The organism is Paenarthrobacter sp. (assembly GCF_031180005.1).
Lineage (GTDB): Bacteria > Actinomycetota > Actinomycetes > Actinomycetales > Micrococcaceae > Arthrobacter.
This window is the reverse complement of the sequence record NZ_JAPSHI010000019.1, coordinates 67,230-92,254: the sequence shown is the minus strand read 5'-3', so window position 1 is coordinate 92,254 and position 25,025 is coordinate 67,230. Positions and strand designations below refer to the sequence as shown.

26 protein-coding genes are annotated in these 25,025 nt (G+C 59.8%); 6 read left to right on the top strand and 20 right to left on the bottom strand.

The annotated features are described in order from the left end of the window. Positions 1-86, top strand: an 86-nt coding sequence (locus RIF72_RS14530; RefSeq protein ID WP_309075559.1) for a 30S ribosomal protein S20, incomplete at its 5' end; no start/stop codon positions are given. Positions 87-179: 93 nt separating this feature from the next. Here RIF72_RS14530 and holA read toward each other — a convergent pair. Further along, entirely contained in the window at positions 180-1,196 is a 1,017-nt protein-coding gene (gene holA / locus RIF72_RS14525; protein ID WP_178992655.1) for a DNA polymerase III subunit delta, read from the bottom strand. A 388-nt stretch (positions 1,197-1,584) separates the two neighbouring features. Between holA and RIF72_RS14520 the strand changes: the two genes are divergently transcribed. The 3 genes from RIF72_RS14520 (at position 1,585) to RIF72_RS14515 (ending at position 2,581) form a co-directional block, all read left to right on the top strand. Continuing rightward, complete coding sequence (locus tag RIF72_RS14520; protein ID WP_309075554.1) at positions 1,585-1,860, top strand: hypothetical protein; 276 nt, start codon at positions 1,585-1,587, stop codon at positions 1,858-1,860. After that, the gene (locus tag RIF72_RS20150) at positions 1,844-2,038 is read left to right on the top strand and encodes a PadR family transcriptional regulator (protein WP_375164237.1); all 195 of its coding nucleotides are present in this window, start codon (positions 1,844-1,846) and stop codon (positions 2,036-2,038) included. The genes RIF72_RS14520 and RIF72_RS20150 overlap by 17 nt, the downstream gene beginning before the upstream one ends. Before the next feature lie 141 nt (positions 2,039-2,179). Then, the gene (locus tag RIF72_RS14515) at positions 2,180-2,581 is read left to right on the top strand and encodes a LamG-like jellyroll fold domain-containing protein (protein WP_309075553.1); all 402 of its coding nucleotides are present in this window, start codon (positions 2,180-2,182) and stop codon (positions 2,579-2,581) included. Positions 2,582-2,754: 173 nt separating this feature from the next. Here RIF72_RS14515 and RIF72_RS14510 read toward each other — a convergent pair whose 3' ends face one another. From RIF72_RS14510 to RIF72_RS14435, 17 genes are all read right to left on the bottom strand, one after another. Beyond that, positions 2,755-3,201: a GNAT family N-acetyltransferase gene (locus RIF72_RS14510; RefSeq protein WP_309075552.1), complete on the bottom strand. Its 447-nt coding sequence runs from the start codon at positions 3,199-3,201 to the stop codon at positions 2,755-2,757. Positions 3,202-3,512: 311 nt separating this feature from the next. Continuing rightward, positions 3,513-3,650: a hypothetical protein gene (locus RIF72_RS14505; protein ID WP_309075551.1), complete on the bottom strand. Its 138-nt coding sequence runs from the start codon at positions 3,648-3,650 to the stop codon at positions 3,513-3,515. Positions 3,651-3,784: 134 nt separating this feature from the next. Continuing rightward, positions 3,785-4,597, bottom strand: coding sequence for a nuclease-related domain-containing protein (locus RIF72_RS14500; RefSeq protein WP_309075558.1), 813 nt, complete (start codon positions 4,595-4,597; stop codon positions 3,785-3,787). A gap of 5 nt (positions 4,598-4,602) precedes the next feature. Further along, a complete protein-coding gene (locus tag RIF72_RS14495) occupies positions 4,603-4,896 on the bottom strand; it encodes a hypothetical protein (RefSeq protein ID WP_309075550.1) in 294 nt (97 codons plus the stop codon). Between the two features lie 617 nt (positions 4,897-5,513). Beyond that, complete coding sequence (locus tag RIF72_RS20145) at positions 5,514-6,215, bottom strand: zf-HC2 domain-containing protein (RefSeq protein WP_375164235.1); 702 nt, start codon at positions 6,213-6,215, stop codon at positions 5,514-5,516. A gap of 18 nt (positions 6,216-6,233) precedes the next feature. Beyond that, positions 6,234-6,695: a sigma-70 family RNA polymerase sigma factor gene (locus RIF72_RS14490; RefSeq protein WP_309075549.1), complete on the bottom strand. Its 462-nt coding sequence runs from the start codon at positions 6,693-6,695 to the stop codon at positions 6,234-6,236. Continuing rightward, a complete protein-coding gene (locus RIF72_RS14485) occupies positions 6,673-7,566 on the bottom strand; it encodes a MurR/RpiR family transcriptional regulator (RefSeq protein ID WP_309075548.1) in 894 nt (297 codons plus the stop codon). The genes RIF72_RS14490 and RIF72_RS14485 overlap by 23 nt, the downstream gene beginning before the upstream one ends. Before the next feature lie 108 nt (positions 7,567-7,674). Then, positions 7,675-8,856 carry an amidohydrolase gene (locus RIF72_RS14480; RefSeq protein WP_309075557.1) on the bottom strand — a complete coding sequence of 394 codons (1,182 nt, stop codon included), beginning with the start codon at positions 8,854-8,856 and terminating at the stop codon, positions 7,675-7,677. Positions 8,857-8,873: 17 nt separating this feature from the next. Continuing rightward, positions 8,874-10,028 carry an amidohydrolase family protein gene (locus RIF72_RS14475; protein WP_309075547.1) on the bottom strand — a complete coding sequence of 385 codons (1,155 nt, stop codon included), beginning with the start codon at positions 10,026-10,028 and terminating at the stop codon, positions 8,874-8,876. Then, positions 10,018-11,316 (bottom strand): glutamine synthetase family protein, encoded by a 1,299-nt coding sequence (locus RIF72_RS14470; protein ID WP_309075546.1) that lies wholly within the window; start codon positions 11,314-11,316, stop codon positions 10,018-10,020. The genes RIF72_RS14475 and RIF72_RS14470 overlap by 11 nt, the downstream gene beginning before the upstream one ends. Next, positions 11,313-12,707, bottom strand: coding sequence for a M20/M25/M40 family metallo-hydrolase (locus RIF72_RS14465; RefSeq protein WP_309075545.1), 1,395 nt, complete (start codon positions 12,705-12,707; stop codon positions 11,313-11,315). Before RIF72_RS14465 ends, RIF72_RS14470 begins: the two co-directional genes overlap by 4 nt. Continuing rightward, positions 12,697-13,746, bottom strand: coding sequence for a branched-chain amino acid ABC transporter permease (locus RIF72_RS14460; RefSeq protein ID WP_309075544.1), 1,050 nt, complete (start codon positions 13,744-13,746; stop codon positions 12,697-12,699). Before RIF72_RS14460 ends, RIF72_RS14465 begins: the two co-directional genes overlap by 11 nt. After that, positions 13,746-14,615: a branched-chain amino acid ABC transporter permease gene (locus RIF72_RS14455; RefSeq protein ID WP_309075543.1), complete on the bottom strand. Its 870-nt coding sequence runs from the start codon at positions 14,613-14,615 to the stop codon at positions 13,746-13,748. Before RIF72_RS14455 ends, RIF72_RS14460 begins: the two co-directional genes overlap by 1 nt. After that, entirely contained in the window at positions 14,608-15,387 is a 780-nt protein-coding gene (locus RIF72_RS14450; RefSeq protein ID WP_309075542.1) for an ABC transporter ATP-binding protein, read from the bottom strand. The genes RIF72_RS14455 and RIF72_RS14450 overlap by 8 nt, the downstream gene beginning before the upstream one ends. Beyond that, positions 15,384-16,139, bottom strand: a complete 756-nt coding sequence (locus RIF72_RS14445; protein WP_309075541.1) for an ABC transporter ATP-binding protein — start codon at positions 16,137-16,139, stop codon at positions 15,384-15,386. The genes RIF72_RS14450 and RIF72_RS14445 overlap by 4 nt, the downstream gene beginning before the upstream one ends. After that, positions 16,136-17,413 carry an ABC transporter substrate-binding protein gene (locus tag RIF72_RS14440; protein WP_309075540.1) on the bottom strand — a complete coding sequence of 426 codons (1,278 nt, stop codon included), beginning with the start codon at positions 17,411-17,413 and terminating at the stop codon, positions 16,136-16,138. Before RIF72_RS14440 ends, RIF72_RS14445 begins: the two co-directional genes overlap by 4 nt. A gap of 91 nt (positions 17,414-17,504) precedes the next feature. Beyond that, positions 17,505-18,533 carry an ornithine cyclodeaminase gene (locus tag RIF72_RS14435; protein ID WP_309075556.1) on the bottom strand — a complete coding sequence of 343 codons (1,029 nt, stop codon included), beginning with the start codon at positions 18,531-18,533 and terminating at the stop codon, positions 17,505-17,507. A gap of 269 nt (positions 18,534-18,802) precedes the next feature. On the opposite strand from RIF72_RS14435, the gene RIF72_RS14430 reads away from it, so the two are divergent. Continuing rightward, on the top strand, positions 18,803-19,615 hold the full coding sequence (locus tag RIF72_RS14430) for a helix-hairpin-helix domain-containing protein (RefSeq protein ID WP_309075539.1): 813 nt from the start codon (positions 18,803-18,805) through the stop codon (positions 19,613-19,615). Positions 19,616-19,625: 10 nt separating this feature from the next. After that, a complete protein-coding gene (locus RIF72_RS14425) occupies positions 19,626-21,248 on the top strand; it encodes a ComEC/Rec2 family competence protein (RefSeq protein ID WP_309075538.1) in 1,623 nt (540 codons plus the stop codon). A 37-nt stretch (positions 21,249-21,285) separates the two neighbouring features. On the opposite strand, the gene RIF72_RS14420 is transcribed toward RIF72_RS14425, so the two are convergent. Then, on the bottom strand, positions 21,286-22,269 hold the full coding sequence (locus RIF72_RS14420; protein ID WP_309075537.1) for a DegV family protein: 984 nt from the start codon (positions 22,267-22,269) through the stop codon (positions 21,286-21,288). A 59-nt stretch (positions 22,270-22,328) separates the two neighbouring features. Further along, positions 22,329-24,857 (bottom strand): leucine--tRNA ligase, encoded by a 2,529-nt coding sequence (leuS, locus tag RIF72_RS14415; protein WP_309075536.1) that lies wholly within the window; start codon positions 24,855-24,857, stop codon positions 22,329-22,331. Positions 24,858-25,025 lie beyond the last annotated feature (168 nt).

The following is a 25,025-nucleotide window of genomic DNA, read 5'->3' as shown; positions in this document are numbered from 1 at the left end:
ACAAGGCTGTCAGCAAGGGCGTTATTCACAAGAACAACGCTGCAAACCGCAAGTCGGCGATCTCCAAGAAGGTCAACGCACTCTAAGGTTTTCCAGTTCGACTGAGCTGATCAAAAGGCCGGCGCCCATTGGGTGCCGGCCTTTGGGTTTAAACGGAAGCCGCGGTGAACGCGCCAGCTTCAGCGGCGGCTGGCCGACGTGGCAATAACCGTGACCGCGTGCTCCACCGCATAGACAGGGTCACGCGATTCGCCTTTCACCTGGGCATCCGCCTCGGCGATGACTTGGATAGAGCGAATCAGGCCCTCAGGGGTCCATCGGCGGACATCGCGTTGGGCCTGCTCTACGAGCCAGGGCTGCATTCCCAAGTTCTTGGCGATGGTGGCCGGTGAACCATTGGCTCCCGCAACTTTTGCCAGGGTGCGCAGCTTGGCCGCCAGTGCCGCAACCAAAGGAACGGGATCCACGCCGGTGGCCAAGGCGTGCCTCAGAGTGGACAATGCCACCGGTCCGTTGCCGGCCATGGCAGCATCGGCCACTTTGAACGCCGTAGCTTCCACTCGGCCACCGTAGTAACGCTCCACGGTTTCCGCTGTAACAGCTGTGGTGGCGTCGGCAATCAACTGGCTGCATGCCGCCGCGAGCTCCGAGAGATTGGCACCCACGGCATTCACCAAAGCCTGGACGGCTTCGCCTTCAATGCGGCGTCCCGCAGCCCTGAACTCGGAGACGACAAACGCCGTCTTGTCCGAGTCCTTCTTCAGGGGCTGGCAATCAATGACTGGCCAGCCGGCAGACTTCACGGCGTCGAGCAGCTTCTTGCCACGTACTCCCCCGGCATGGCGCAGGACAAGGACAACGTCCTGGTCCGGATGCTGGAGATACGCCAACCCGTCTGCCAGGAAGGCGTCATTCATAGCCTCGAGGCCCTCGACCTCAATGAGTTTGCCCTCGCCAAAGAGCGACGGGGTGACGGTCATCGCCAAAGACCCGGCCTCGTAGGCGCCGGCGTTCAGCCGGCTGAGCTCAACGTCCGGAGTGCTGGTTCGAACTTGGGTACGAATCCCATCCGTGGCGCGAATTCCGAGGTACTCCTCCGGGCCCATGATCAGGACCACGGCGGCCGGCGCGGCGTCACGCCAGCTGACAGTGTTGGCCGCGACGCTCTTGGCCCGGGTGTTTTGGGCAGCAGCCACTGGTAGTTCCTTCCGGACGTTTATTTTGCAGGCTTCAAGTCTGCCATGTTTAGTGATCGTGCGGCTGCTTCGAGCTATGAGCCGACGACGGCGTACTCGCCGCTCAGCTGGTCGGCCAGGCCTGGTTGCCAGCGGCCGCAGAGTCGCATTCCAGGATCTCATCGACGGCAGCGTAAGCCTCATCATTTCCCCCACGGCTAATGACGCTAATGTCCCTTACCTGCCTGGACTCCGGAACACCCAATCGTTGCCACCGTAGAACCCTCTCCGTTGCCGCGGCGCATGAGTTGGATCACAAGAGCATAACCTTCTCCCCGACCGGCGGCACAGGATGAACCTGCTCCGTACTTACTTCTGACTCATAAATCAGAATCCACAGGAGCGAAAGATGGCACTCTCCTTAGCATGCGTCCCATTGGCCAGCGTTCAAGCAGTTGATGACATAGGCGACATCAGCTCCACCGACATTCACATTGGCCTAATGTGCTTGATTGTTCTGGGGACTGCCCTGGCGGCCTTCCTCGTCGTCTGCGTCTCCCTGCTGACAGTACCGCTGGCAGCGTTGGTGTTCCGTAAGAAGATCGCGGTGCTGGCCATTGGGTCGGAATCCAGCTCGCCCGGCAGCCCGCCAACAAGCGTCGACTTGACTGCTAAATCTATATAGTGGGGTTACGGTCTACCCCATCCTGGAGCGCCTCGAAGCCGCCGGCTGGGTGCAAGGGGAATGGGAAACTTCGGAAGAACGCAAAGGACCACGACAGCGTTACTACCGTCTCCTTGCCGACGCCCGTCCGCTGGCGCAGGAGATTGTGAGAGCGCAAAAATCAGCAGTGGAGAGCTGACCTCCTGGACGGTCCAGGAATGGGCATATCTCCTGCCACTTCGCTGTTTGGCGCCGCATGCTCATCAGTGGCGTCGAGGTTTTACGATTTAACACATCGCGTCGCGGGGTAGTATTTCTCGATTTCCCCCAGACTCTTCTCGTGCACGACCATGTCCTTGACGCTGTCTGGGTACACCTCACGGGTGTCTACGATTCCGCCAACGGACGGGCCCGCTTCCTCAACGGTTTCCCGGCTAGTGAAGACGGTGTCATCACAGACCCTATATTCGCTGCGAAAGGTCCGCCGCTGTTCGGTCGCGCGCAGGCCCACCGTCCACCGGTTGATTTCTTTGACGGAACAATTACCGATGTCCGGACCTGGCCCCGAGCCCTCGACACCAAAGGAATCAGTGCTGCCGCGATGATGGCTGCACCAGAGGGTGCCGCTCTCGACCGACCAGCCAGCTCCGCAGCGTCGACCTGCCCGGACCCCATGCCGGCGTCTGCCTGTGTGACCTGGATGGCGGCACGTACACGACCAAGTCCTTTGAACCGCACCTGACGTATACCGTTCCCGACAGCTGGTACAACGATGAGGACCTGCCCGGCAATGTGCTATTGCGCCGGACATGCGATACACGGGAGAGCAGCTGGGGCGGCAGTTGTAACAGTGTCTATCAGGATGTCGTGCCCCTGCGCTGTGCAGGGAAAAAGCGGTGAGCCGCACGCTTCCAATCAGGGATGGTTTAGCTGTTTTTGGGATGCTCGGCTCATTGAGTAGACCGTGGGTCCTTCCGGGATCACGGTCGTGTCTGTGACAAGGAAACCAAGGCGTCCGTAAAGCCGCACATTGCGCTCGTCCGAGGTTTCAAGCACCACTGCGCCTAACTCTCGATCTATACGTGCGAGACCCGCCGAGGCCACGGCCGTGCCCAGGCCTCTGCCTTGATGGGCTGGGTCTACTCCAACGGTGGCCAAGGTCCACGTGGGCGCCGTTGGCTGGGGCAAGCTGAGGCCGGCCAGCGCGGTCATTCGGGAACCCAACAGTTCCTGAACTTCATTCTGCATATCGGGTCCAGGTTCGGGCGCATCGGGCGGAAGGAATGCAGCGACGGAGCGCAGTTGTTCATCGACCAGGACCAACCCATGGGCAAGCGCATGCCCGAGGTAGAGATACTGCAACCGTTCGAGTCTCTGCTCATAGCTGTCTTCGGGGATCGACCATCTCGTCCAAGGGTAAATATGAAAGGCGCAGCCGAGTATTCGTGCCGCAGCCCCGAGGTCGTGGCGGTTGCTTGGCGGACCATGTCTGTCATGAAAAATGCTCCTACGGAAGAGGCGCCGCGGAACCCGCAGGCCATCAAGCCTTCCACGCCTGGTCGAATAAAGTCCATCTGGCACGGTACCTGAGATACACGCACCGAACAGCTGGATAAATCTCTGCCGAGCTCCCGCTGCCTCTCTCTTACAAGCCGCAATAGAAGCCGGCCGAGTCAGCCCGCGGCATCGAACGCCTCCTGCGTCCAGCCGCGCACTTCGTCGTCCACCTGAGTTTCCATGTGAAGTTCAAGGTGGTGCATCAAGACATCGGCAGAAGGTTGGACGACTTCCTTGAACAGGGGTGAGTCCACCTTTCGTTTCAAGTGCGATCGAAAGGACGGCGGGGACATCACTCTCGAAGTTTCGGCGTGGTCAGATCAGATGTCATCGGTAACCCGCATGTCCGAAAGACCGGAAGTACACCTGTGAGCACCAGCATCTGCCCTCACGCTGGTCTGAACCGCGAGGCTAGCAATTCCGTCATCCTCGCCACATCAACGTCGCCGGCTGACTGTGCTACCAGCACTTTTGCGAGCCGTTTGGGCCAGAGTACGTGCACGCCACGAGTCGTGAAGGCTCCCCCAACCAGCGGCCAGTCTGCTTCGATGAAGCACAGCACGCCATTCACCGGAACAGCGCCCGCATGCTCCCGCACGACGTCGACCTGCCTGAGCACACCATCAACCAGCTTCGTGGAGTCACGCCTGCCCACGAGAAGCTTCTCGACCCGTGGGTGAAGGAAGCCACCCTCGATCTTCAGTTCAGGCCGGCCCTTATACCGTTTGGCGTCGATCACCCAGACTCCGCCCGGCGTAACAGCAATGTGGTCGATGTTGGCCTTCGATCCAGGGATGCGCCGGTCGTGGAGGACAGCCAAACTATCTGAAGACACAGTATCCAGCCGAGCACCTAAACGTTCCTCGCCGACGGCGCCCTGGTCCCAGGACTTAGTGGAGGTCCGCTCATCAGAGAGCGCGACAGCCAGGGTACCGAGGCGTCCCCATCTCTCCCGGAGCCTATCCTGGTCCTTAGTTTTGCGTCGCTCATACTCGCGTCGTGCAGAGGATCCTGCCGTGCCGGCTGCAGGTGACCGCAACCCGTCACGCGTCGGTTCCAGAGAAGGAGAATGTGCTTGTTCGGGCTCAGTGGCACACGCCAGGCATCGGACTGTCCTGGTTTCGCTCTCGTAGATCGTTTCCGTCCCGGCCGCGAGGGAGGCCCCGCACTGCCGGCAAACACTGGGGTACCGGAGCCTCATCTGCGTCATGCAGGTGTGCTCTCCGGCCCTGCTGTGCTGCCAGGCTCCGGGTCATTCAGCGCAGAAGGTCCCCATGCATCGTTCTTGGGCAGGGTCTCGTCAAGCTCATGCCATCGTTCCCATACCGCTTGGCGGGTTGCCCCGAGGGCAGTGGCGATCTCCGCCCAGGACAAGCCGGCTTTCCGCGCGTACCGTACGGTTCTGACCTCAGTGTTATCGCAGGTCTGGCGGACCTCCTGTATGGCCTTCAGCGTGGTCGCTACTTCCGCCTTCCAGCCCTGCGGGCTCGACCGGGACACACCCGTCACCCGAGGACCTTTCATCGCCCGATGAACAGTTGGCCCGCCGCTATACCTTGCCATGGTTGATGATGATCTTCTCCCCGTCCAGTGTCAAGGCATCTTGGCAGAGGAAGCGCACGTTTCCGAGAACACACCGAGCTACCGTAGCTGCAGGGTCACCTATTGAGCCAGATTGCACGGGCGGTGCCGGTCCGTCGTCCGGATCCGGTCGCACAAGGATTGGCGCGCAACGTAGCTCTATGTCCATGGCCCGTTTATGAGTCCTGTCAGCAAACCAAGAAGTCCTAAGGCGGTACCTAATGACATGAAACAGACCGCCCCGGTTCGAATAGTCCGCCGCTTCTTCGCCACGTACGAAGGCTTCTGTTCGTCCCTAAGCGTCCAATGCCAGTTGGCGGCCCACTTGGTCAACGGGCCGGAAACAGCAAAAGCGAACAGCCCAAGGCCCGCCTACAACGTGCCCATCAAAACAAACCGAGCATTGATCCCCTCCCCCCTCCAACCGCTCCCGCTGCCACGTCATTAGAGTTCTCTCTTGCGGTCCAGGCTCTACATCGGCCACAGGAAAACGCCTATGAAGACCAACCCGGCGACGGCAACAATACCGGGGGCAGTCACCGCGCTGACAGGATCGGACCAGGACTAACCAGTCCAGGACCGGACGGTCTGACCAAAGCTGGAATCGCTGGTTTCAACTGCCCCGGAGATCCGGCAGTCCCCTCCTCGGCCGGGACCATAGACGATAGCCCTGCAGGCGCCGTCGTTTGGCTCGGCACAATGGTGGGCCCGGGGACCAGTGAGGCCTCCGCGACAGGAACATCGGCATTCGGTGCACCGATCCCGCCCATTGCGACGGCGGCTCCAACAGCAACAACTGACGCCGCCAGCACGCCGGTACTCACCTTCAACAACAGAGACATGGTTCCATGGGCACTGTGAGTTCCAACCGAGCTGGTAGCGACCGCTCCCCCACCTGCCGACAAGGCCGGTATCGCCCCTGCGAACGCTATGCCGGCAACTAAGGGAAAGATCACACCACGCATCGCAGACTGCATGTCGTTCAGGTCCAGTAAAAGGGCCGCGCACTTCGAGCAGGTATCCAGGTGTGCCCGAACCTTGCCCATGGACCGCGAACCCAGCCCCTTACGTGCGTAGGCGCCCAGTTCGTTTGAATATTCCTCGCAGACCTCGCCCACCGCGGAGCCAACATGGTTCTGAAGATAGGTCTGGCGAAGTCGTTCGCGAGCCCTCAGCACCAGTGAGGATATGGCGTTAGGCGTCACGCCAAGCAGTGGGGACGCCGCAGCGGGTTTCATACCCTCAATGTCCACATATCAGAGAACCTCCTGCCAACGCGTCGGTAACGTCGCAAAGGCACCGGCGATGGCCGAAGATTCGAAGTCCGCGATCACCTGATCGGAATCCACATGCTTGCTGTCCAGCACGAAGTTGTCCCCTGTGACGCTCGCGCGGGTCGCCGCCTGATTGTGTTTATGGGCTATGCGACGAACTGCCGTCAGCAAATATGCCCGGAAGAATGTATCCGGCCCCTTACCAGCAGCGAGGGAATGGAGAATATACGCAAACGCGTCTGCAATTACGTCATCAACATCAGCAGCGTTGTCGACCTGTGCTGAGGCTACGTGGCGGGCTGCCAAACGGTGTCGATCGTACAGTTTCCCAAACGAGGCTAATTGTCCGGAACGTACCTGCTCAACAAGTTCTGCATCACTTTCACCTTGGGCAAGATGGCCGGCGAGAAGGAAACCGGGCTTAATCGGCGAGCACTGTGCCATAGCCGGCTTCCAAAGTCCGCATACGGTCTTCGGCCGCCGACCCAAGTTTGACGTGAACCGCTGCGATGAGGGCTTCCACCAAAACGGTCGCCGGAACGATGCTGTCGAACGAACCCGCAGACTCCACCCGTGCCGGCAGAACAACGTCCGCGGTAAATGAAACAGGTGAGAGCCACGGATCCGTGATGAGGATTACCTTGGCCCCCCTCGCCCGGGCTGCCTTTGCCAGGTCAACGGTGTCTTTCTGGTACCGCCGAAAATCAAAGAAGACGCAGACATCGCGCTTGCTGAGGTCAGCTATGAATGTGGAGTCATTGTTCGGATGCTGGGCATGCACCAAGGTGTTGGGCCGCATAAGACGAAGGTGTAAGTCCAAGTAGGTGGCCAGAAGCTGAGAGAACCTGCCGCCGATCGAAGTAATTTGAAGTGAGGTATTGCAGAGCAGTGCAACGGCACGGTCGAACTCATGCTCCGGCAGCGAAGCGACCGTGCTCTCGATGCCCTCGACTGCCGTTTCCGCCACTGACCGAGCCAGTTCCGGAGCAGCTGAATCAGCGCGTATTTTGCCTTGAAGGGTCAGCGGGGATGCCCTCCGCGCCTGCACTTCTTCGCGGAGGGCATCCTGGAAGTCCCGGTACTTGTTGAAGCCCAGTCTGCTGACGAACCTGAGCACGGTGGGGGCACTGACATTGCCTTTTTTGGCAAATTCAACCGTGGACTCCAACCCTGCAGTCGGGTAGTTGGCGAGGAACACTCGCGAGAGCTTGTGCTCTGCCGGGGAGAGCGAACCCTGAATTTGACGGATTCTGTCCGCCAGGGTCAACCGGGCAGATTGGTTCTCAGACTGTTCAAATTGTCCGGACTGCGACATGGCATTCCTTTCTTGCATAAGCGGTAAAGCTGGAAGAAGTTTTGAAGGCTCCGCTTTTGATCCCCATTCAATCAGGAAACCCAAAACGGCTTGACCACTAGCATGTGGTCAGCTTGTGGGGGCGACAACCACCGGCAATTCATGGGCGGGCAGTAACGTCCTGGCGGAGCCAACGTATCCAGCCAGAAGCGCATGCGCCACATCATAAACATGCGAGTCGTGGGGTACGAATGTGCTTGAATGCAACCGATCCCCGGCGCCGCTGGTACCCACGAACATCATCAGTGACGGCATCTTTTCCGAGAAATACGAAAAATCATCGGAACCCGCAGACCTGAGGCTACTGTCCACTTCCATGCCGAGAGCCAGTAGGAGAGGAGTAGTCGCCTTTACGATGTGCGCATCATTTTCCAAAACGGGTTCGCCTTCGGTGACGGTAACTTCACCACTGCAGCCGTGGGCCGCGGCAACCAGGCGGACCGTCTCGGCAAGTCGCCGCAGGACTTCCGCCCTCACTGGTGTGGACATGGTGCGGACCGTTCCGCGGGCAGCGGCAGTACCGGGTATGACGTTGGCCGCGGTTCCAGCCTGAAGGGTGGCAATGGTGAGGACGACCGAATCCATGGGGTCAACGTTCCGGCTCACGATGTTTTGCAGCGAGACCACAACGTGGGATAACGCCACAACAGGGTCCGCTGCAATGTGCGGGTAGGCTGCATGGCCACCTCGTCCATGAATGTTGATGACGAACTCGTCCGATGAGGCATTCACAGCCCCCGGCGTGCACGCCACCGTCCCTCCGGGCAACAGAGGCTGAACATGGGCCGCGACGGTGGCCCGCACGTCTTGCTCCTCGAGTATCCCCGTGGCGCAGATGTCCTTCGCGCCGGACGGGTACGTTTCTTCCCTGGGTTGGAAGACCAGTGCCATGGGGGCGGCGCCCGCTGTTGAGTGGACGGCCCTGGCCAAGGCAACAACAGCAGCCAGATGGACATCATGCCCACAGGCATGCATGACTCCTGGCCTTTGGGAAGCCCAGTCGAGATCGGACTCTTCCAACGCAGGAAGCGCATCCAGCTCAGCACGGATAGCAATCGCCTTGCCCGGTCCGCCAATTCGTAGAACTGCCCCTGTTCCGGCCACAAACCTGGCTTGCAGGTCCCCAGGCAATGCATTCAAAACCAGTTCAAGGGTGGGCCCCTCGGAGCCGGATAAATCCGGCATGCTGTGCAATTTATGGCGCAGTGCTATTGCACCCGGAATTTCCTGGTCAATGCGTCTCCTGAGCACCTCAAAAACTTCAGGATTCACTTCTCCCCCAGCTCATAGACGCGCACCGCGTTATCCCTTCCGATCATCTGAACTACTCGAATGGCGTCCTCCTCTGCCCAGTCTCCATCGCGAACCCAGGCGCCCAGAACCTTCCTCATTCCTTCGCGCCATAGTCGCGCCCCAAGGTAATGCAGTTCCGGAGGTCCCCATGCATCCGTAGAGAACAGGATCTTGGAAAACGGTGCCAGCTCGAGAGACTCTTTGATCAGTTCCAGAGACTGAACGCCCGTGTAGTTGGTCCCAAGCCCGACATCGAAGTAGACGTGCGGGAATACCTGTGCCAGGTAACCTGCGTGCCTATGGAACGGATAGCAGTGCAGGAGAAGTACGTCCACCTCGAAGGGTTCAATCAGCTTCAACCAAGGAACCAGCAGCAGCGGGTCACAGCGGTCCAGACGCAAGTCAGGGTCGCCGTACCCAGTGTGCATTTGTAGGGGCAGGCCGCGGTCCACGCCCGACCACAGAAAGAAGCGCAAAAGCACAGGATCCGAGACACGGTGCGAGTAACCGGCTGCTACCAGCCGGAGCCAGGAAGCAGCTGCCTTCTCCACTTCTTCTTTGGATGGCCGGATTGGATCAAAGTCGAACCCATGACGGTAGGCGATGATGCTCTTGACTCCCACAGCGTTCTGAGTTGCCAGCGCGAGCCGGACCGCATAGGCGTCAGCGAATTCGGCGGCTGATACGCCTTCCCAAGCCAGAGACTCTGCTACGGATTCGAGCCTGACAATCTCGCCCACTGGGGCTGAGCTGATGCTTTCCATCCCCGAAAGGCCGTGGATTTGTTCACCGCGGTATCCAGTTTCAATCAGGAAATGGCCTATTCCTGCAGACTTGAGCAGACGCGAGGTTACTTCGGGCGTCCCGAGCTCCACACGCCGGTCAAAGTACGCGTCGGCACTCGCATGGGCAGGAAGGCCCAACAACGGCGCACACCAACGACGAATCGCAAAGCCCAACTGGGAATCGAATTGCGTCATCCATCCAGGAATGGGCCTGTCCGACTCCGTCAGCAGTTCTTCCAGCGACGACCGATCAACGTCATCCTTCAGCGCTCCGTGGACGTGGTGGTCCACCAAAGGCATTTCCGCGATGGTGGTCAGGAGCTCTTCTACGGAGTTAGTAGACATCAGATACCGCTTTGATTCTGGCAGCATCATCGAGGGCAGCCACACGGGCGAGCTCATGCCGTTTGACCGCCAAATACGTTGCCAACAAATCCGGATGGAACCACGACGTCACGCTTTGGTCCTTTTCCAAGGCCAAAAGTGCGTCTTGGAGTGTAGCTGGGAGCCGAGGCACGTCATTCAATTCAGCTGGCCCTGCCGTCTCCGGGAAAACCTCAGGTTCGGGGTACTCGTCACCGCCTACGATTCCAGACATGCCCGCCCTGAGCAGGACACCAAGCGTAAGCCACGGGTTAGCGGTAGCGTCTGCTGCCCTGTACTCAAGGTTGAACTGGTGCTCGGGAGCAGATCCACCTGCCGAACTCGTAGGACAGATTCGGAGAAGGGCTTCGCGGTTTCGTTCCGCCAGGAAGATACCGCCTGCGCTCCATCGATCCGGAGCCAGCCGCATGAAAGAAACCGGGCTCGGCGCTGTCCACGCCGTCAGCGCTTCGGCATGACGCAAGATACCTACACTAAATCTCGATCCAACCTCGGATAGGCGGCCCGGACGGGTGGCGTCGAACAGAACCGGGTTACCGCCGTCGTCCACCAAACTGATGTGGACATGGACACCGGTACCTGTACCGTGTGGTTCCTGAAGCGGCGCGAAAGACGCTCTGAGGCCGCGTCGGATAGCCAAATCGCGGACCAATTCGCGTAAGAGCACCGCCCTGTCTGCAGCCGTAAGGGGATCGCTCGGTTCCACCGTTATTTCAAACTGGTTCGCCCCGTATTCAGGCAACCAGTTCTCCGGTGCGAGACCACAATCCGTCAAGAGGCGCAGCAGGTCTGGTCCGAAGGGATCGGCGTCGAGGTGCCTGCGCAAGGAAAACGGAGCCGATTGAGGCAGGCCCTCCAAAACAAACTCGTGCTCAAAAGTGGCGATAACGCGCAGGCCCGTTTGCTCCCGAAAGTCGCTGATGGCCCGGCGAAGGAAGGTCCTCGGGCAGCAGTCCCAGTCGGTTCCGTCAGCTTGGGTTTGGTCCGCCACCAATACCCTGAGTCGAGCCGCGTTGGGTCCGTCCGCAATAGTGATTTCCGTGGCCTCGTCCGGCATCAGGCGCAAGTCTCCGGTTGAGTCGAAGGCGCTGCCCGGCGCAATATTGCCGAAAGCCGAAATGCCAAGGTTCGCCGGGACCCATCCCAGCCCTGAGCGAAGAACGGAGCCGTAGGCTTCGCCAGGAGCACCCCGCCCCTTGACCTGCCCAGCGAGATCGCAGGTAGCAATGAATATGTCGGGGGTGTTCACGGGCGCCTCCGGCCAGTCGTTGGTGGTTTGATGCTGGATTCAGTACCCGAGACGCCGCAATATTCCATTGCAGATAGGGCGTACGTCTTTACTGCGGTGATGATCTGGTGGATCGGCACGTACTCATTTTCTGCGTGCGCGGTCCGGCCAACCCCGGGACCATAAACGAGCCCGTCGATACCTTGGGCATCCATCCATGTGAGATCGCAAACACCGAGGAACCCCTCTTGTTTGGGTGGCGTGGCGAGGTCAAACCCGCCGACAGAATCACTGTGGGCTTTCATGACTGCAGGGATGAGTTCATGACTGGCTGGCGCAGTGTACGGCGGCCATAGGAGCTTCCAGTCAAATTCGGGACGGTGGGCGCTCAGCCAAGGATCGTTGGCGCAAGCTTGACGCACAGTCTTCTCGATCTCATCGATGACTTCGTGGTTGCTTCTTCCAGGATGGTGATAGACGCAGTATTCCACTGTGAGAGTGTCGGCAAGGAAGAACGGGACCAGGACGCCCTCCGGGTTTCCTCGGATCACCCCGGGCAATAGATTGAAGTAGCCCGGCTGGAACAGGGGGTGCCGGTCACGACGCGCCCAAGTATCCTCCAACTGCCGCAGGGCGTGATAGATGATCCAGAACTTGTCGATGGTGTTGACACCCAAGGCTTCGCCTTCAAGGGTGGGGTGAATGGTAAGACCCCGCAAACCGGAGTGTGCGGCTTTGCCGACGAGGGACAGTGAGAACCACAACAGTCCCGGGGTGGTGGGGACAAGATTGGGTGATGCGTCTGAGAAGTTCGATGGTTCACAGACGATTGCAGCATCGGCCCCGTATCCTGCTTGTAAGGCTGCCGTTGTGCCCGAAAGGTGGTCACCGACTTCTTCTCCGACGACCGCCTGCAGTACAAGATCTCCTTGAAGTCGGATGCCTGCAGCGGCTAACGCGATGGCAGCGTATGCCGCAGCGACCGTGCCGGCTTTGTTATCGGTAGCTCCTCGGCCATGGACTGCATCATCGGTGATCAAGCCGGAGAACGGCGCTTTGTCCCAAAGACCTTCCCGGTTTGGCGGCACCACATCCACGTGCCCGTTGAGCAGCAGCGAGCGGCCGCCACCTGTACCGGCAATCCGCCCGCATGCATTGTCCCGGCCCTTCTCCACTGTTACGAGTTCCGTCGAGGCACCCGCTTGGCGATGAAGATCATTCATTAGGGCGCTGACCTCCCCCTCGCCGCCCACAAGCTTCCCGTATTCCTGACCGGGATACTTCGGGTTAATGCTCGGGATCTTGACTGCGTCGGCGACAGACTGGACGATCCTGGGCGCCAAACGATCCACTGCGTCCAGGACTGCCCTACGCTGGTTCTGCCCACTTCGGGCGATGGCATCAGCGGACATGTGTGTTTTCCTCGACTTCCGAATGTCGGCTTGCGGGTAGTTGATTCACTCTCGCTGCGGATTTGTTCCGGTTTCTTCGGAGAAGCCTCCGCGTTCTGTCCAGTGCGTCTTCGAGGAGGCCCGAGATGCCGCTCGGGAGGAAAATAAGAACCAGCAAGGTCCCGACGCCGATGATGATCGCACGCGCAGGTCCCAGGTCCGTGAGCTGGCGGTCGATGACAGTGACTATCAGCGCCCCCAAGACCGGACCCCAGATATGGCCGGTTCCACCGAGGAAGATCATGCTCAAGCCAAGGGTGACGAATCCGAAGCTGAAGAGCGTAACGTCCGCAACTCGGAAGTAGGCAACATAGAGGGCTCCTGTGACGCCTGCAACGGCACCGCTGAGGATGAAGGCCAAAAGATGCTGCCTAATGCGGTTCATCCCGCGGCTCACTGCAAGGCTTTCATTGTCACGCAATGCGATAAGGCTCTTGCCGAACGGACTGCGTAGGGTGGCCCGGAGCAGGACCAAGAGCAGGACCACCGCCCCGCCGAGCAACCATAAATAGCCCAACCCCGAGTACTTGGCGAATGAAAAATCTCCTAAGCTCAGTGCCGGTACGCCTGTCAGGCCACTGGACCCGCCGGTGATTCCTGGGATAGCCAAAACCAGGTAGTAGCACAACTGCACGAAGACGAAGGTGATAAGTGCGATGTAGATGCCCCGCATGCGTATCACCGGAATGTAAGCCAGGGCACCCGCCAGCCCTCCCGCAACCGTGGCCAGAAGGAGCCCGATCCACGGATTTACATCCCATGTCACTGTGGCAACAGCCATCGTGTAGCCGCCGACGCCGAAGAAGCCAATGTGGGCGAAGTTGAAGATACCGCCGATTCCCAGTGTCAGGTTCCAGCTGGCGGCAAGCAGCGCGTAAATGAGCGCTGTGGCGGCCAGCAGGCGCGCAGAGCCGCTGATGATGACATACGGCAATAAGGCGGCGGCAAGCAAGAGTAACGGCCACGTAGCGAAGCGCTTGAGGGATCCAAGACTGTTCATCACGAACGTCCTTTCACTAAGCCCTGGGGGCGGACCAGCATGACCAGGACAAGGACCAGGAAGACGGCGACTGGGCTCCATTGCAGCCCGAGCCAGTACGTCGTGCCCGCTTCCAACAGGCCTATGGTGAAGGCGCCCACCAGGGTTCCCCACAAAGTGGCCGACCCGCCGAAGACCAGGACGACGAAGGCAGTCAGCAGGGGTTCAAAGCCTTTAGTGGGAGTAATGGTGGTGGTCGTGCCATAGACGAAGGCAGCGGCGCAGGCCAGAATCGATGCCACCGCAAAGACGCCGGCGTATATGCGCGCTGGCCTGATTCCCACGAGCATCGCCATATCCCTGTTTTGTTCCACTGCCCTGACTGCCATCCCCCACTTCGTCTTTCGCAGCAACGTAATCAGTCCAATTACCAGGACTAAGGCCAGGCCCAGCGCGATGAGGGTGGAGCTTGCGATCTTCACATCGCCCATGGCGAACGTTGAGGTGCTCACGGACTTAATCTGCTTGTTTTGCGGTCCCCAGATCAGTTGTGCTGCGCCCTCCACGGCGTTGGCAATAGCGAGGGTGGAAACCATGACCAAGAGCGTTCCGTTTGGCCTGCTAATGAATGGCCGGACCGCGACGAGGTCCAAGAGCATGCCCAGTAAAGCCAGCAAGGGAATCGCAGCGGCGAAAGCGAGAAGCACCGGGAGACCGACCTTCTCCGAGAATGTCCAGATGAAGTACGCACCCAGCAGCAGGAGCGCACCGTGGGCGTAGTTGAAGACTCCCAGCGTGGACCATATGAGCGATAGTCCGCTGGCCATCAACGAGTAAAGAGACCCGAGCACGAGGGCTGAGACTAGGATGGAAAGGAGCGCGTCAGCCATGATTGTCTCCTTCAATAGTGTTGGTGGCGGTTGAAGCGTGGGAGCCGACGTACATGTCCATGACTTCCTCATGGCTGGGCTTGACGTCCGTGGTTCCGCTGGAGACGATCCGTCCGAGCTCCACAAGATGCCAGCGGTCCGCAAGTTCGAAGAGGAACTCAATATCGCCATCGGCGACTACTAGCGACAGACCCAATCGGCGGACTTCGTGGAGTGTCTCAAGGATTTCGTATCGGATCTTCGGTGCCAGCCCGAGAGTCGGTTCATCCAGCACCAGAAGCTTGGGTTGGGCCATCAGGCCCATTCCGATGGCCACCATTTGGCGTTCTCCTCCGGACAGCGTGCCCACAAGTTGTCCGCGACGTTGCCGGAGCTTGGGAAAGAGTCCCTGGACCATTTCCAGAGTCTCTTCCCGCTGACCCCTCGCTGCCGGGATCCCGCCTGCTAATGCCAGGTTCTCCCTGACAGTGAGCCTCGGAAACAGCTGATTGCCTTGGGGCACATGCATCATTCCCTGGTTGACTATCCTGTAGGCGGGCATCCCGGTGATATCGCTGCCATGAAAGACCACCCGACCTGACGAGGTCCTGCCCAAGCCTGAGATGGCGCGCAGGGCGGTCGTCTTTCCATGACCGTTGGGACCCAACAGCGCCAGTGCTTCACCCGGCATGACCTCGATGGAAAATGATCGGACCACCGGCAGGCGGCCATATCCTGCCTGAAGGTCATACACGCTGAGCAGTGGGCCAACCGTCTGCTGGTGGCGGCTCATGCTGCGGCCTTCCCCAGATATGCCTCCATGACCCGCGGATCCGAAAGAACGGCGTCGGGGGTTCCTTCAACCAGGACTTCACCGGATGACATGATGATCATCCTCTTGGCAAGATCGCGGATAAGGCTGAGTACGTGCTCGATGATCAGCAATGTCAGGCCGCCCTTCTGAAGTTTCCTCAGGAGCAGGATTAGTTCAGCCTGATCCTCGTCGTTGAGGCCACCGGCCGGTTCATCCAGCATCAGGAGCCGCGGCTGTGAGACAAGGGCACTCGCTATCATCAGCTTCTTTTTTGCAAGCAGTGGTATATCCGCCGCCTTATCGTCCCTGTATCTGGTGATACCTACGGTTTCCAAGACAGTCTCCACGTCCTTGGTGCGCCCGCGCCCGCCGAGGTAGTGGTTGGCCACGGCGATGTTGTCCGAAACGCTCAACGACGGGAACAGCTGTTCTGCCTGGAAGGTTCGACGCATTCCCAAACGAGCGATTTTGTGCGCAGGGAGCTTGTCAATCCTGACGCCGTCGAAGAGAATCTCTCCGTCTGTGGGGCCGAACGGGACCCCGGAGATCAAGTTGAAGAGAGTACTCTTCCCTGCACCGTTAGGACCAGCAATCCCCAGGAACTCCCCCTCGTCAACGTTCAGCGTGACGTTGTCCACGGCTACGAATCCACCGAAGCGGCGACTGACCTGCCGTACCTCCAAGAGGTGAGCGGTCGCAGTGCCCGGAGCAGATAACCCAGAGATTCTCATTTCATCCACTCGGGCCTGTGGAACGTGCCGTCAGCGAACTCTTCGGGAGCGATGTTCAGGCGTTTTCCGTTTTGGATTTGGTAATACGTCATCGGGATGCCGTCCTTGCCAGCGACGGCCAGATGCGTTTTGGGATCAAAATGGACACGCCCCAACGTGGTTTGCTTGTCCAGCTTGCCCAATGCAGCCCCGACTTCATCGCGCTTGTCAGGATCACCGACTTCCTTGACCGCGTCGGCCCACAAATGGACCTGTTCGTACAGGCCGTAGCTATACAGGCTAGGTTCGTTCCCGTATGCCTCCGTCAGCTTCCGGGTGAGGTCCTTGGTTTCGGCCAAAGCCGGCAACGGGGCGAACGGAAGGTTGTAAAGCACGCCATCAGCGTTCTTGCCTGCAAGCTCAGTGAACTCCGGGACGCTTGGAGCGTACTGCGAAAACACCAAAGACTGAGTAGGATTCTGGCGGAATTGTGTGAGGAACTTTGACGCATTTGCAGTCAAGTAGTCGAGGTTGATGATCACGGCCGGATCGACCTGTCGGATTTTTGTTATCTGCGTGGTCCAGTCGTCCACTTCCCCAAAAGGAACAGTGTCGGGCCCGGTAACTTCCCAGCCCTTTGACTTGAAGTTCCTATCCAACCCTGAAGCTATGCCGTTGGAGTAGGCATTGTCGCTGGAGATGATGTAAACGCGGCGGTTAGTGAGCGGGAACGTGCCATCGGCGTTCCATGCATCCAATTGTTCAGGGATACCAGTGCTATAGCCCTCATATGAAGGGGCAAGGGACCAAACTCCAGGATACTTTTCGGGATCCTTGGAAATGATGTCCTGTGTCTGGGCACTGTTGCCGCTGAGCAAGTACGGAATTCCCGCTTCTGCCAGTTGATCAATTTCAAAATTAGTTGTGCTGGCATAGCCGGTGAGCACTGCAGCAACATCGGGGTCTGAGGTCAGTTGCGTCACAGCGGCCGAGACTGCATCCGATTTCTGGTCTCGTACGTCAAGGGCTTTGAGCTCGATCTTCCTGCCATCGATGCCGCCCTTGGCATTGATTTCATCGACTGCAAGTCGGGCGCCCTGTTCCATGAGCTTGCCGTCGGCAGCGGCCACACCCGTGAGGGGAGCCAGAAGACCGAGCTTGATTGCTTCTCCGGAAACCCCGGCGTCACCACCTTCACCGGTGGGGACGGTGCAACTCACCATCGAGATGGCCATGAGGGTGGCTACGGAAAGAAGAAGTGAAGAACGTAATCGGGGCTTGATTGAGGTGGACATAGCGCTCCGTAGGAGATGGGGATTTTGGTCCGGGTTTGGGAGTCATAGCTGAAGACATCAGGCGGATGGTGACGGCGATGGGGTACGTCGTCTATCCAACGGGCGATAAAGCACCGATAAGACCGAACAGGTCTTTGGGATCGTCAGGATTGGCAACGAGATCTATTTCTTCAAAGAACCCGGTACCGTCCACGGAGTCCCGTACGTATCGCAGGGCGGCAAAATCTTCCACAGCAAATCCGACGGAATCGAAGACGGTGATTTGATCTTCTGATGTTCGTCCTGGTGCCGCGCCGAGGAGGACCTTCCAGAATTCGGTGACGGCAAAGCCGGCCGGCATCTGCTGGATTTCACCTTCGATCCGCGTCTGGCTCTCATACTCGACAAAGACGTCACCGATCTCCAGTATGGATGGGTCCAGTTCCGTCTTTCCGGGGCAATCTCCGCCGATCGCGTTGAGATGGACCCCAGGAGCAATGTGCTGAACGCTAAGGATCGTCGCTTGGGCTTTGTCTGCCGTGCACGTTGTGATGATGTCGGCACCCTGTACTGCTTCCAGAGCAGACGAAGCAACATCTATTTCGAATCCAAGGGGAATCATGTTGCGGATGAACTTGTTCACGGCGGCGGGATCGGTGTCCCAGACCTGCAGCTTCGCAACGCCCAGCGCCGTTCTCATTGCGAGTGCCTGGAACTCTGCCTGGCTGCCGGTTCCAATCATGGCCATCACTGTGGAATCGGTTCGAGCCAGGGCCTTCGCGACCATGGCGGACGTGGCTGCCGTCCGTAGCGCGGTGAGGATCGTCATTTCCGCCAGGAACGTTGGGTAGCCGTTGTGGACATCTGCCAGGACGCCGAACGCCGTCACGGTTTGGTAGCCCCGGGCTGGATTGGAGGGGTGCCCGTTTACATATTTGAATCCGTAGGTCTCGTGATCACTAGTGGGCATGAGCTCGATAACGCCATATGGGGTATGGCTGGCTACGCGCGGCGTCTTGTCGAACCGCGCCCAGCGTCGAAAGTCCTCTTCCACATAGTGAATCAGGTCTTTGATGATCGATTCCGGGCCTTGGGATCTGACCCAACGGATCATGTTGCTTACATCAACAAAGCGCGTCATCTGCGCTCCCTTCTGGTTCGTGCCGTTCACGTCTTTGGGGTCGGCTGAATCAATCATGCGTTACAAACCATTCAAAGTCACTAGTTTTGTAAAATTTGTTATGTTTCTTTCATGACTTCTTACGGTGAACAGCGATGCGGTTCAGGTCCATCCGAGAGAAATTCATCTTCGTCGGAGCCAGTCGTAAACGGATTGTTCCTTCGCTCGTCTTATCCACATAGGGCACCTCGTCCCCGCTGTGACAGCACCGGCAGCCATAGGCTCGTTCTATGCCACGCCGGAACCGGGATGCCTCCCCAGATGCCGCAGCACAGGCGGCCCGGCAGCGTTTTGCATCCCGCCTGCGTACGGACGCGCAGCCCATTCCGCTTTTACAGTTGCCCATCGAACCAGGTCCGACGCCTGATGATTCGGAGCTCGAATCCGGGACGCACTATGCGCGGACCCGCTGGCGAATCCCATGGCGGGTTGCTGCGCTCCTTGCCGTTGTAGGAGTTGGCATTATTGCCTGGCACTTGTGGCAATCGGCCGTGGGTCAGCCAACAACAGAACCCCTCGCTTCTTCCTCGTCTGCGGGGCCCGGCTTGCCTGCTGCTTCAGAATCCCCTCAGTCAGAAGCCGCGGGCAGCGTGCTCGTGCACGTGGCTGGTGCCGTGCAGAAACCCGGTGTTGTTTCCTTGCCCGTCGGCAGCCGGGTTTTCCAAGCGATTGAGGCTGCCGGCGGAGTTGTTTCCACGGCGGAACTCAACAGCCTCAACCTTGCTGAGGTGGTGAGCGACGGGGCCAAGATTCAGGTCCCTATGGTCGGCGAGCTGCCGCAGCCTACCCCACTTGCTGGAAGCTCCGGCTCTGCTGGCGGTACCGGAGGAGACGCGGCAGGGGCCAAGGTCAACATCAACACGGCGTCACTGGAAGAACTGGGAACGCTCCCCAGAATTGGGCCGGTGACTGCTCAAGGAATTATTGATTGGCGGAAAGAACACGGACCTTTTGCCTCCGTCGACGAACTTGACGCCGTTGACGGCATAGGACCCAAGCTCATGGAATCACTCAAAGACTTGGTGACGGTCCAGGGTGGCTAATTCGGCTGGGATGACCAAGATCAGTATGGTTTCACCGCCATCGAAGCGCATGGATCTGAGGCTGGTTCCCGCGGTCCTGGTGACTTGGCCCGTTGCACTTGCCGGGGCTTTTATCGATGCAGCATGGTCCGCAGCCGTAGCGGGGATTTTGGCCTCGGCTGCGGGGCTGCTGTTGGTGGGCCCGCGGCGTCATCGGCCAGCCCCGCACCGTGCCAGAACGATCCCCGCCACCATTGCCCTTGCCTGCATCATGGGTGCTGCAGTGGCTGTTCATTGTGCTGTCATGACCAACACCCGCGAAGAGGGGCCGCTAGCTGAGGCGGTAGCAGAAGGAAGCGGCGTCCTTATCCAAGTGCTCATCACAGGGGCTCCTACGGAGGTCCGCGTGCCGGGCCAGTCGAATGGAAACAAGTGGTCGATGGCTGCAACGCTGGTTGAGGTCACCTCCAAGGGTTCCGTTATTCGAGGTTCCGCAGACTTGATGGTTATGGGTGGGAACGGCTGGCAAGACGTGCGGCCCGGGCAGCGTGTCAGAACGTCGGGAACGCTGAAGGCTGTGCGGGAGGGACAAACGCAGGCAGCTCTTTTATCGGCGTCCTCCACGCCCGTTCTCGTCGCGTCGACTTTTGATCTGCGACAATCCTCCGCCGAGGTACGGAGGCACTTCATCGCAGCTTCCAGTTGGTTGCCGCCCGACCCGGCCGGGCTGATGCCAGGCATGGTCACAGGAGATACCAGCGCTCTTCCGGAAAGTCTGGAGGCGGATATGAAGACAACCGGAATGACACACCTGACCGCGGTCAGCGGTGCCAATTGCAGCTTGGTGCTGGGAGGCTTCATTTTGTTAGCGCGATGCCTGAGGCTGACACGCCCCATAGCCGGAGTTTTTGCTGCATGCGGTCTGATGGCTTTTGTTGTGATGGTGGGTCCGGATCCGAGTGTGCTCCGGGCTGCTGTGATGGGGGCTGTGGGGCTGGCGGCCTTGATCGGGGGCCTGCGGGGTCGATCCTTGACGTTCCTCTGCCTGGCCACCATCGTTCTCTTGCTGCTTGACCCGGGTATTGCGGCGAATGTCGGGTTCCTACTGTCCGCGCTGGCGACCTTGGGTATTGTCCTGCTGGCCACTCGCGTTGCGTCATGGATCCCTGTATGGGTGCCACGGTGGTTAGCCGCGGGTGTTGCCGTTCCGTTGTCTGCGCAGCTGCTGTGCGGCCCGGTGATAGTGGCCCTGCAACCGCAGTTCACTCCATACGCGCTCATCGCTAACGTGGTGGCCAGCATCTTGGTGGCACCCGTGACGATTTTCGGGACTCTCGCTGTTCCCCTATCAGTGGGCTTGCCATGGTTGGCAGCAGTTCCCATAGCCCTCGCCGGAGCGTGCGCGGGAGTGGTGGCTGGCGTGGCAAGGTTCTTCGCGCAATTGCCCGGGGCCGCCCTGCCATGGGCCGAAGGACCGGTCGGGATTGTGTCCATGGTCGCTTTCTCGATGATGACCTTATTGGTTGTCTGGGCAGCACTTCACCTTGCGCAAGCTATGGCAGGGATCGTCGGGCTGCATGATGCCGTGGTGATCCTCCTCGATCGCTGGCTGGGGAAACGCACGGGCGGGCGGGCATCATCCAAGGAAACATAGCTTTGCGCCATGTGCCATGTGCCACTGCAGTCAAGAATCAGTCCGTTGGCGTACTGCTCTCCCCCACGATGACTGCAAGAACACCCAATCCTGCATGTGCTGCCAACACAGCCGGGAGGGCACTGATTTGGGGTGCCGGGCAGTCAGGGCATTTTTCGTTCAGGCGGGCTGCCAGGGCTTCGGCCTCCAGCTGATTGCCAAAGTGGTGAACAGCCAAGCGTTGCTGGCCGGCCGGGCGGGAGGCGACGTCCGCGGCGACGATCTCCTCCAAGCGGGCCACGGCCCGTACAGCGGAACGGACCTTTTCAAGCGGCACGATCCTGCCGCCGTCGACCGCCAGGATGGGCTTAATAGCCAGGACGGTACCGAACAGCGATGCTGCAGCCCCGATGCGCCCACCCCGCCTCAATTGTTCGAGGCTGGGCACGTAGAAATAGACCTTGGTGCGCTCCAAGCGCTTTTCCGCGAAACGTCGAACTTCTGCCGCTCCCTGGCCATCGGCTGCCGCCACCACGGCACTTTGGACTCCCATGCCTTGCGCCATCCCTACGGTGCGCGAGTCCACGACTTCAACCGGGATGCTGACCCGTGCGGCAGCCAACCTTGCGGCATCAGCGGTTCCCGAGAGCTCCGAAGAAATGTGAATGGACACTACGGACTCGAAACCGTGGCGCTGCGCAGCGAGGTACGCCTGTTCAAACTGGCCAGGCGATGGCCGTGAAGTTTTCACCGAGGCGCCGGAGGCAAGGGCCAAGGAAAGGGTTTGCGTGATGTCGTCTTCGCCCTCGCCGTAAATTTCGCTTCCCACCATGACTGGCATGGGAACAACCGCCAGGCGACCGTCTGCGGTAAAGGCAGACACCCAGTCCGGCGGAAGGGCAGCTGCGGAATCGGTGACGACCGCGGTTTTGACGACGGCGGCCAGCGGCACGTCAGCGACAGGAACCGGCGCCGTCGCCTGCCGGAGGCGCGCCACTCTTTCCTTGAGCCATATCCATGCGGGTGGTTCTCGCTCAGGCACGCAACCTCCAAAGATGATGGCAGGCCGCCGGCAGAATGCCGGCGGCCGCACTATCCCTGCTAGGCAGGAACGATGTTCACCAGTTTAGGTGCCCGCACGATGACAGTGCGGATGCCGCGGCCGTCCAGGGCACGCTGGACGTTGTCCGAGGCCAAGGCGAGCTCGCGCAGCGCGTCCTCGGTGATGTCCGGCGAAACTTCAAGACGGTCGCGAACCTTGCCCTGCACCTGAACTACAGCAGTGACAGTGTCCTGCACCAGCAAGGCATCGTCATGCTTCGGCCAGCCTGCATTCGCAACGGAAGCCGGGTGACCAAGCGTGTTCCAAAGGTCCTCGGCCGTATAGGGCGCGAAGAGGCTCAGGATCACGGCAACGGCTTCCACTGCTTCACGAACGGCCGGATCTGCAGCGCCTGCACCCGAATCGATGGTCTTGCGCGTGGCATTGACCAACTCCATCAGGCGGGCAACCACCACGTTGAACTTGTTGTTGTCCAACAGTTCAGCGGCGTCGGCGATGGTCTTGTGGGTCACGGTGCGGAGGGCACGGTCACCAGTGGCCGGATCAACGCCCGGTTCACTGCTGACGTCCTGGCCCAGGCGCCAGGCACGGGCCAGGAACTTAGCCGAACCCGACGGCGAAACGTCCGCCCAGTCGACGTCGTCCTCAGGTGGGGAGGCGAAGACCATGGTGAGGCGAACGGCGTCGACACCGAACTTGTCCAACTGCTCGCCCAAATCCACGCCATTCCCGAGGGACTTGCTCATGGCCTTGCCGCCGTTGAGTACTTGGCCCTGGTTGAGCAGCGCGGAGAACGGCTCGTTGGCCTCGATCAGGCCAATGTCCTTGATGACCTTGGTGAAGAAACGTGCGTACAGCAGGTGCAGGATGGCGTGTTCAACGCCGCCCACGTACTGCCCGACCGGCATCCAGTTGTTGATCTTTTCAGGATCGAACGGGCCTTCGGTGTAGTCCGGCGACACGAACCGCAGGAAATACCAGGACGAGTCCACGAACGTATCCATGGTGTCAGTATCACGCTGCGCTGCACGGCCGCAGTTGGGGCACTCGACGTTGACCCATTCGACGGCGGCGGCCAGCGGGGAGGTCCCCTTCGGCGACAACGCCTCACCGCGCAGGTCGTCGGGCAACCTGACGGGCAACTGGTCATCAGGAACAGGCACCTCGCCACATTCACCACAGTGGATAATGGGAATGGGGGTACCCCAGAAACGCTGACGGCTCAGGAGCCAGTCGCGCAGGCGGAAGTTGACGAATTTCTCGCCGGTTCCGAGCTTCTCGAGGATCTCGATCGCTGCGGGAATGCCTTCGGACTTGGACAGCCCGTCCAACTCACCGGAGTTCTTGAGCGTGCCTTCACCTGCAGTGGCAATACCAGTCTCCGCTGGATCTTCGTCACCGGTGTCCAGTACTGCACGGACCGGCAGTCCGAAGGTCTTGGCGAAGTCGAGGTCCCGCTGGTCATGTGCCGGTACGGCCATGATGGCGCCGGTACCGTAGTCGGCCAGGACGTAGTCAGCGGCCCACACCGGGAGCTTTTCTCCGTTGAGCGGGTTGATGGCGTAGCGGCCAGTGAAGACGCCGGTCTTCTCACGCTCGGTGGACTGGCGCTCGATTTCCGAGAGCGCCTTGACCTTTTCGCGGTAGGCCATGAGTTCATCGTGCTGTTCCGAGGTCACCAAATCCAGCGCCAGGTGGGCATCCGCTGCAACGACGAAGAACGTTGCACCGTAGAGGGTGTCCGGTCGGGTGGTGAACACGGTGACGTCACGCTCTGCGCGGTCCTCCGTGGCTTCGATGACGAAACGCACGTGGGCGCCCTCGGACCGACCAATCCAGTTGCGTTGCATGGCCAGAACGCGCTCGGGCCAGTGACCCTGCAGCTGGTCCATGTCCTCAAGGAGACGGTCGGCATAGTCCGTGATCTTGAAGTACCACTGGTTCAGGGACTTCTTGGTAACAGGCGTGCCGCATCGCTCACAGGCACCATTGACTACCTGCTCGTTGGCGAGCACCGTCAAGTCCTTGGGGCACCAGTTGACGGGTGAGTCCTTGCGGTAAGCCAGGCCGCGCTCGTAGAAGCGCTTGAACAGCCATTGAGTCCACCGGTAGTACTCGGGGTCGGAGGTGTGGAGGCGCCGGGACCAGTCAGCAGAAATTGCGTAGCGCTTGAAGGACGCCGCCTGGGTGTCGATGTTGGCGTATGTCCACTCGCTGGGGTGGGCGTTGCGTTTGATTGCAGCGTTTTCAGCGGGAAGGCCGAAGGAGTCCCAACCGATGGGGTGCAGGACATCGAAGCCCTTCTGGCGCAGGTAGCGCGCGACCACGTCACCCATGGCGAAGGCTTCGGCGTGGCCCATGTGGAGGTCGCCGGAGGGGTACGGGAACATGTCCAGCACGTAGCGGCGTTCCCGCGAGCCGTCGTCGGCAGGCGTGAAGACTTTGAGGTCCTCCCAGACCTGCGGCCACTTGGCTTCCATCGCAGCGAAGCTGTAGACGCCTTCTTCGGGCGCTTCGGCTGCGGATGTTTGTGCTGTTCCGGTCTCTGTCTCCGGCTGAACGCTCACTGCTGCCCTCTTCTGTTCTTCGATGGCGGTTTTGACTCCTGCTATGGCACCGGAAAGTCCCGGACACACAAAAGCCCCTCGACAATGGAGGGGCGGCCGCACGGCTATTGAAAGCCGAGCGGCTAGCTAAGCAGAAGGATCGCACGCATAGATCAACAATAGCGCACG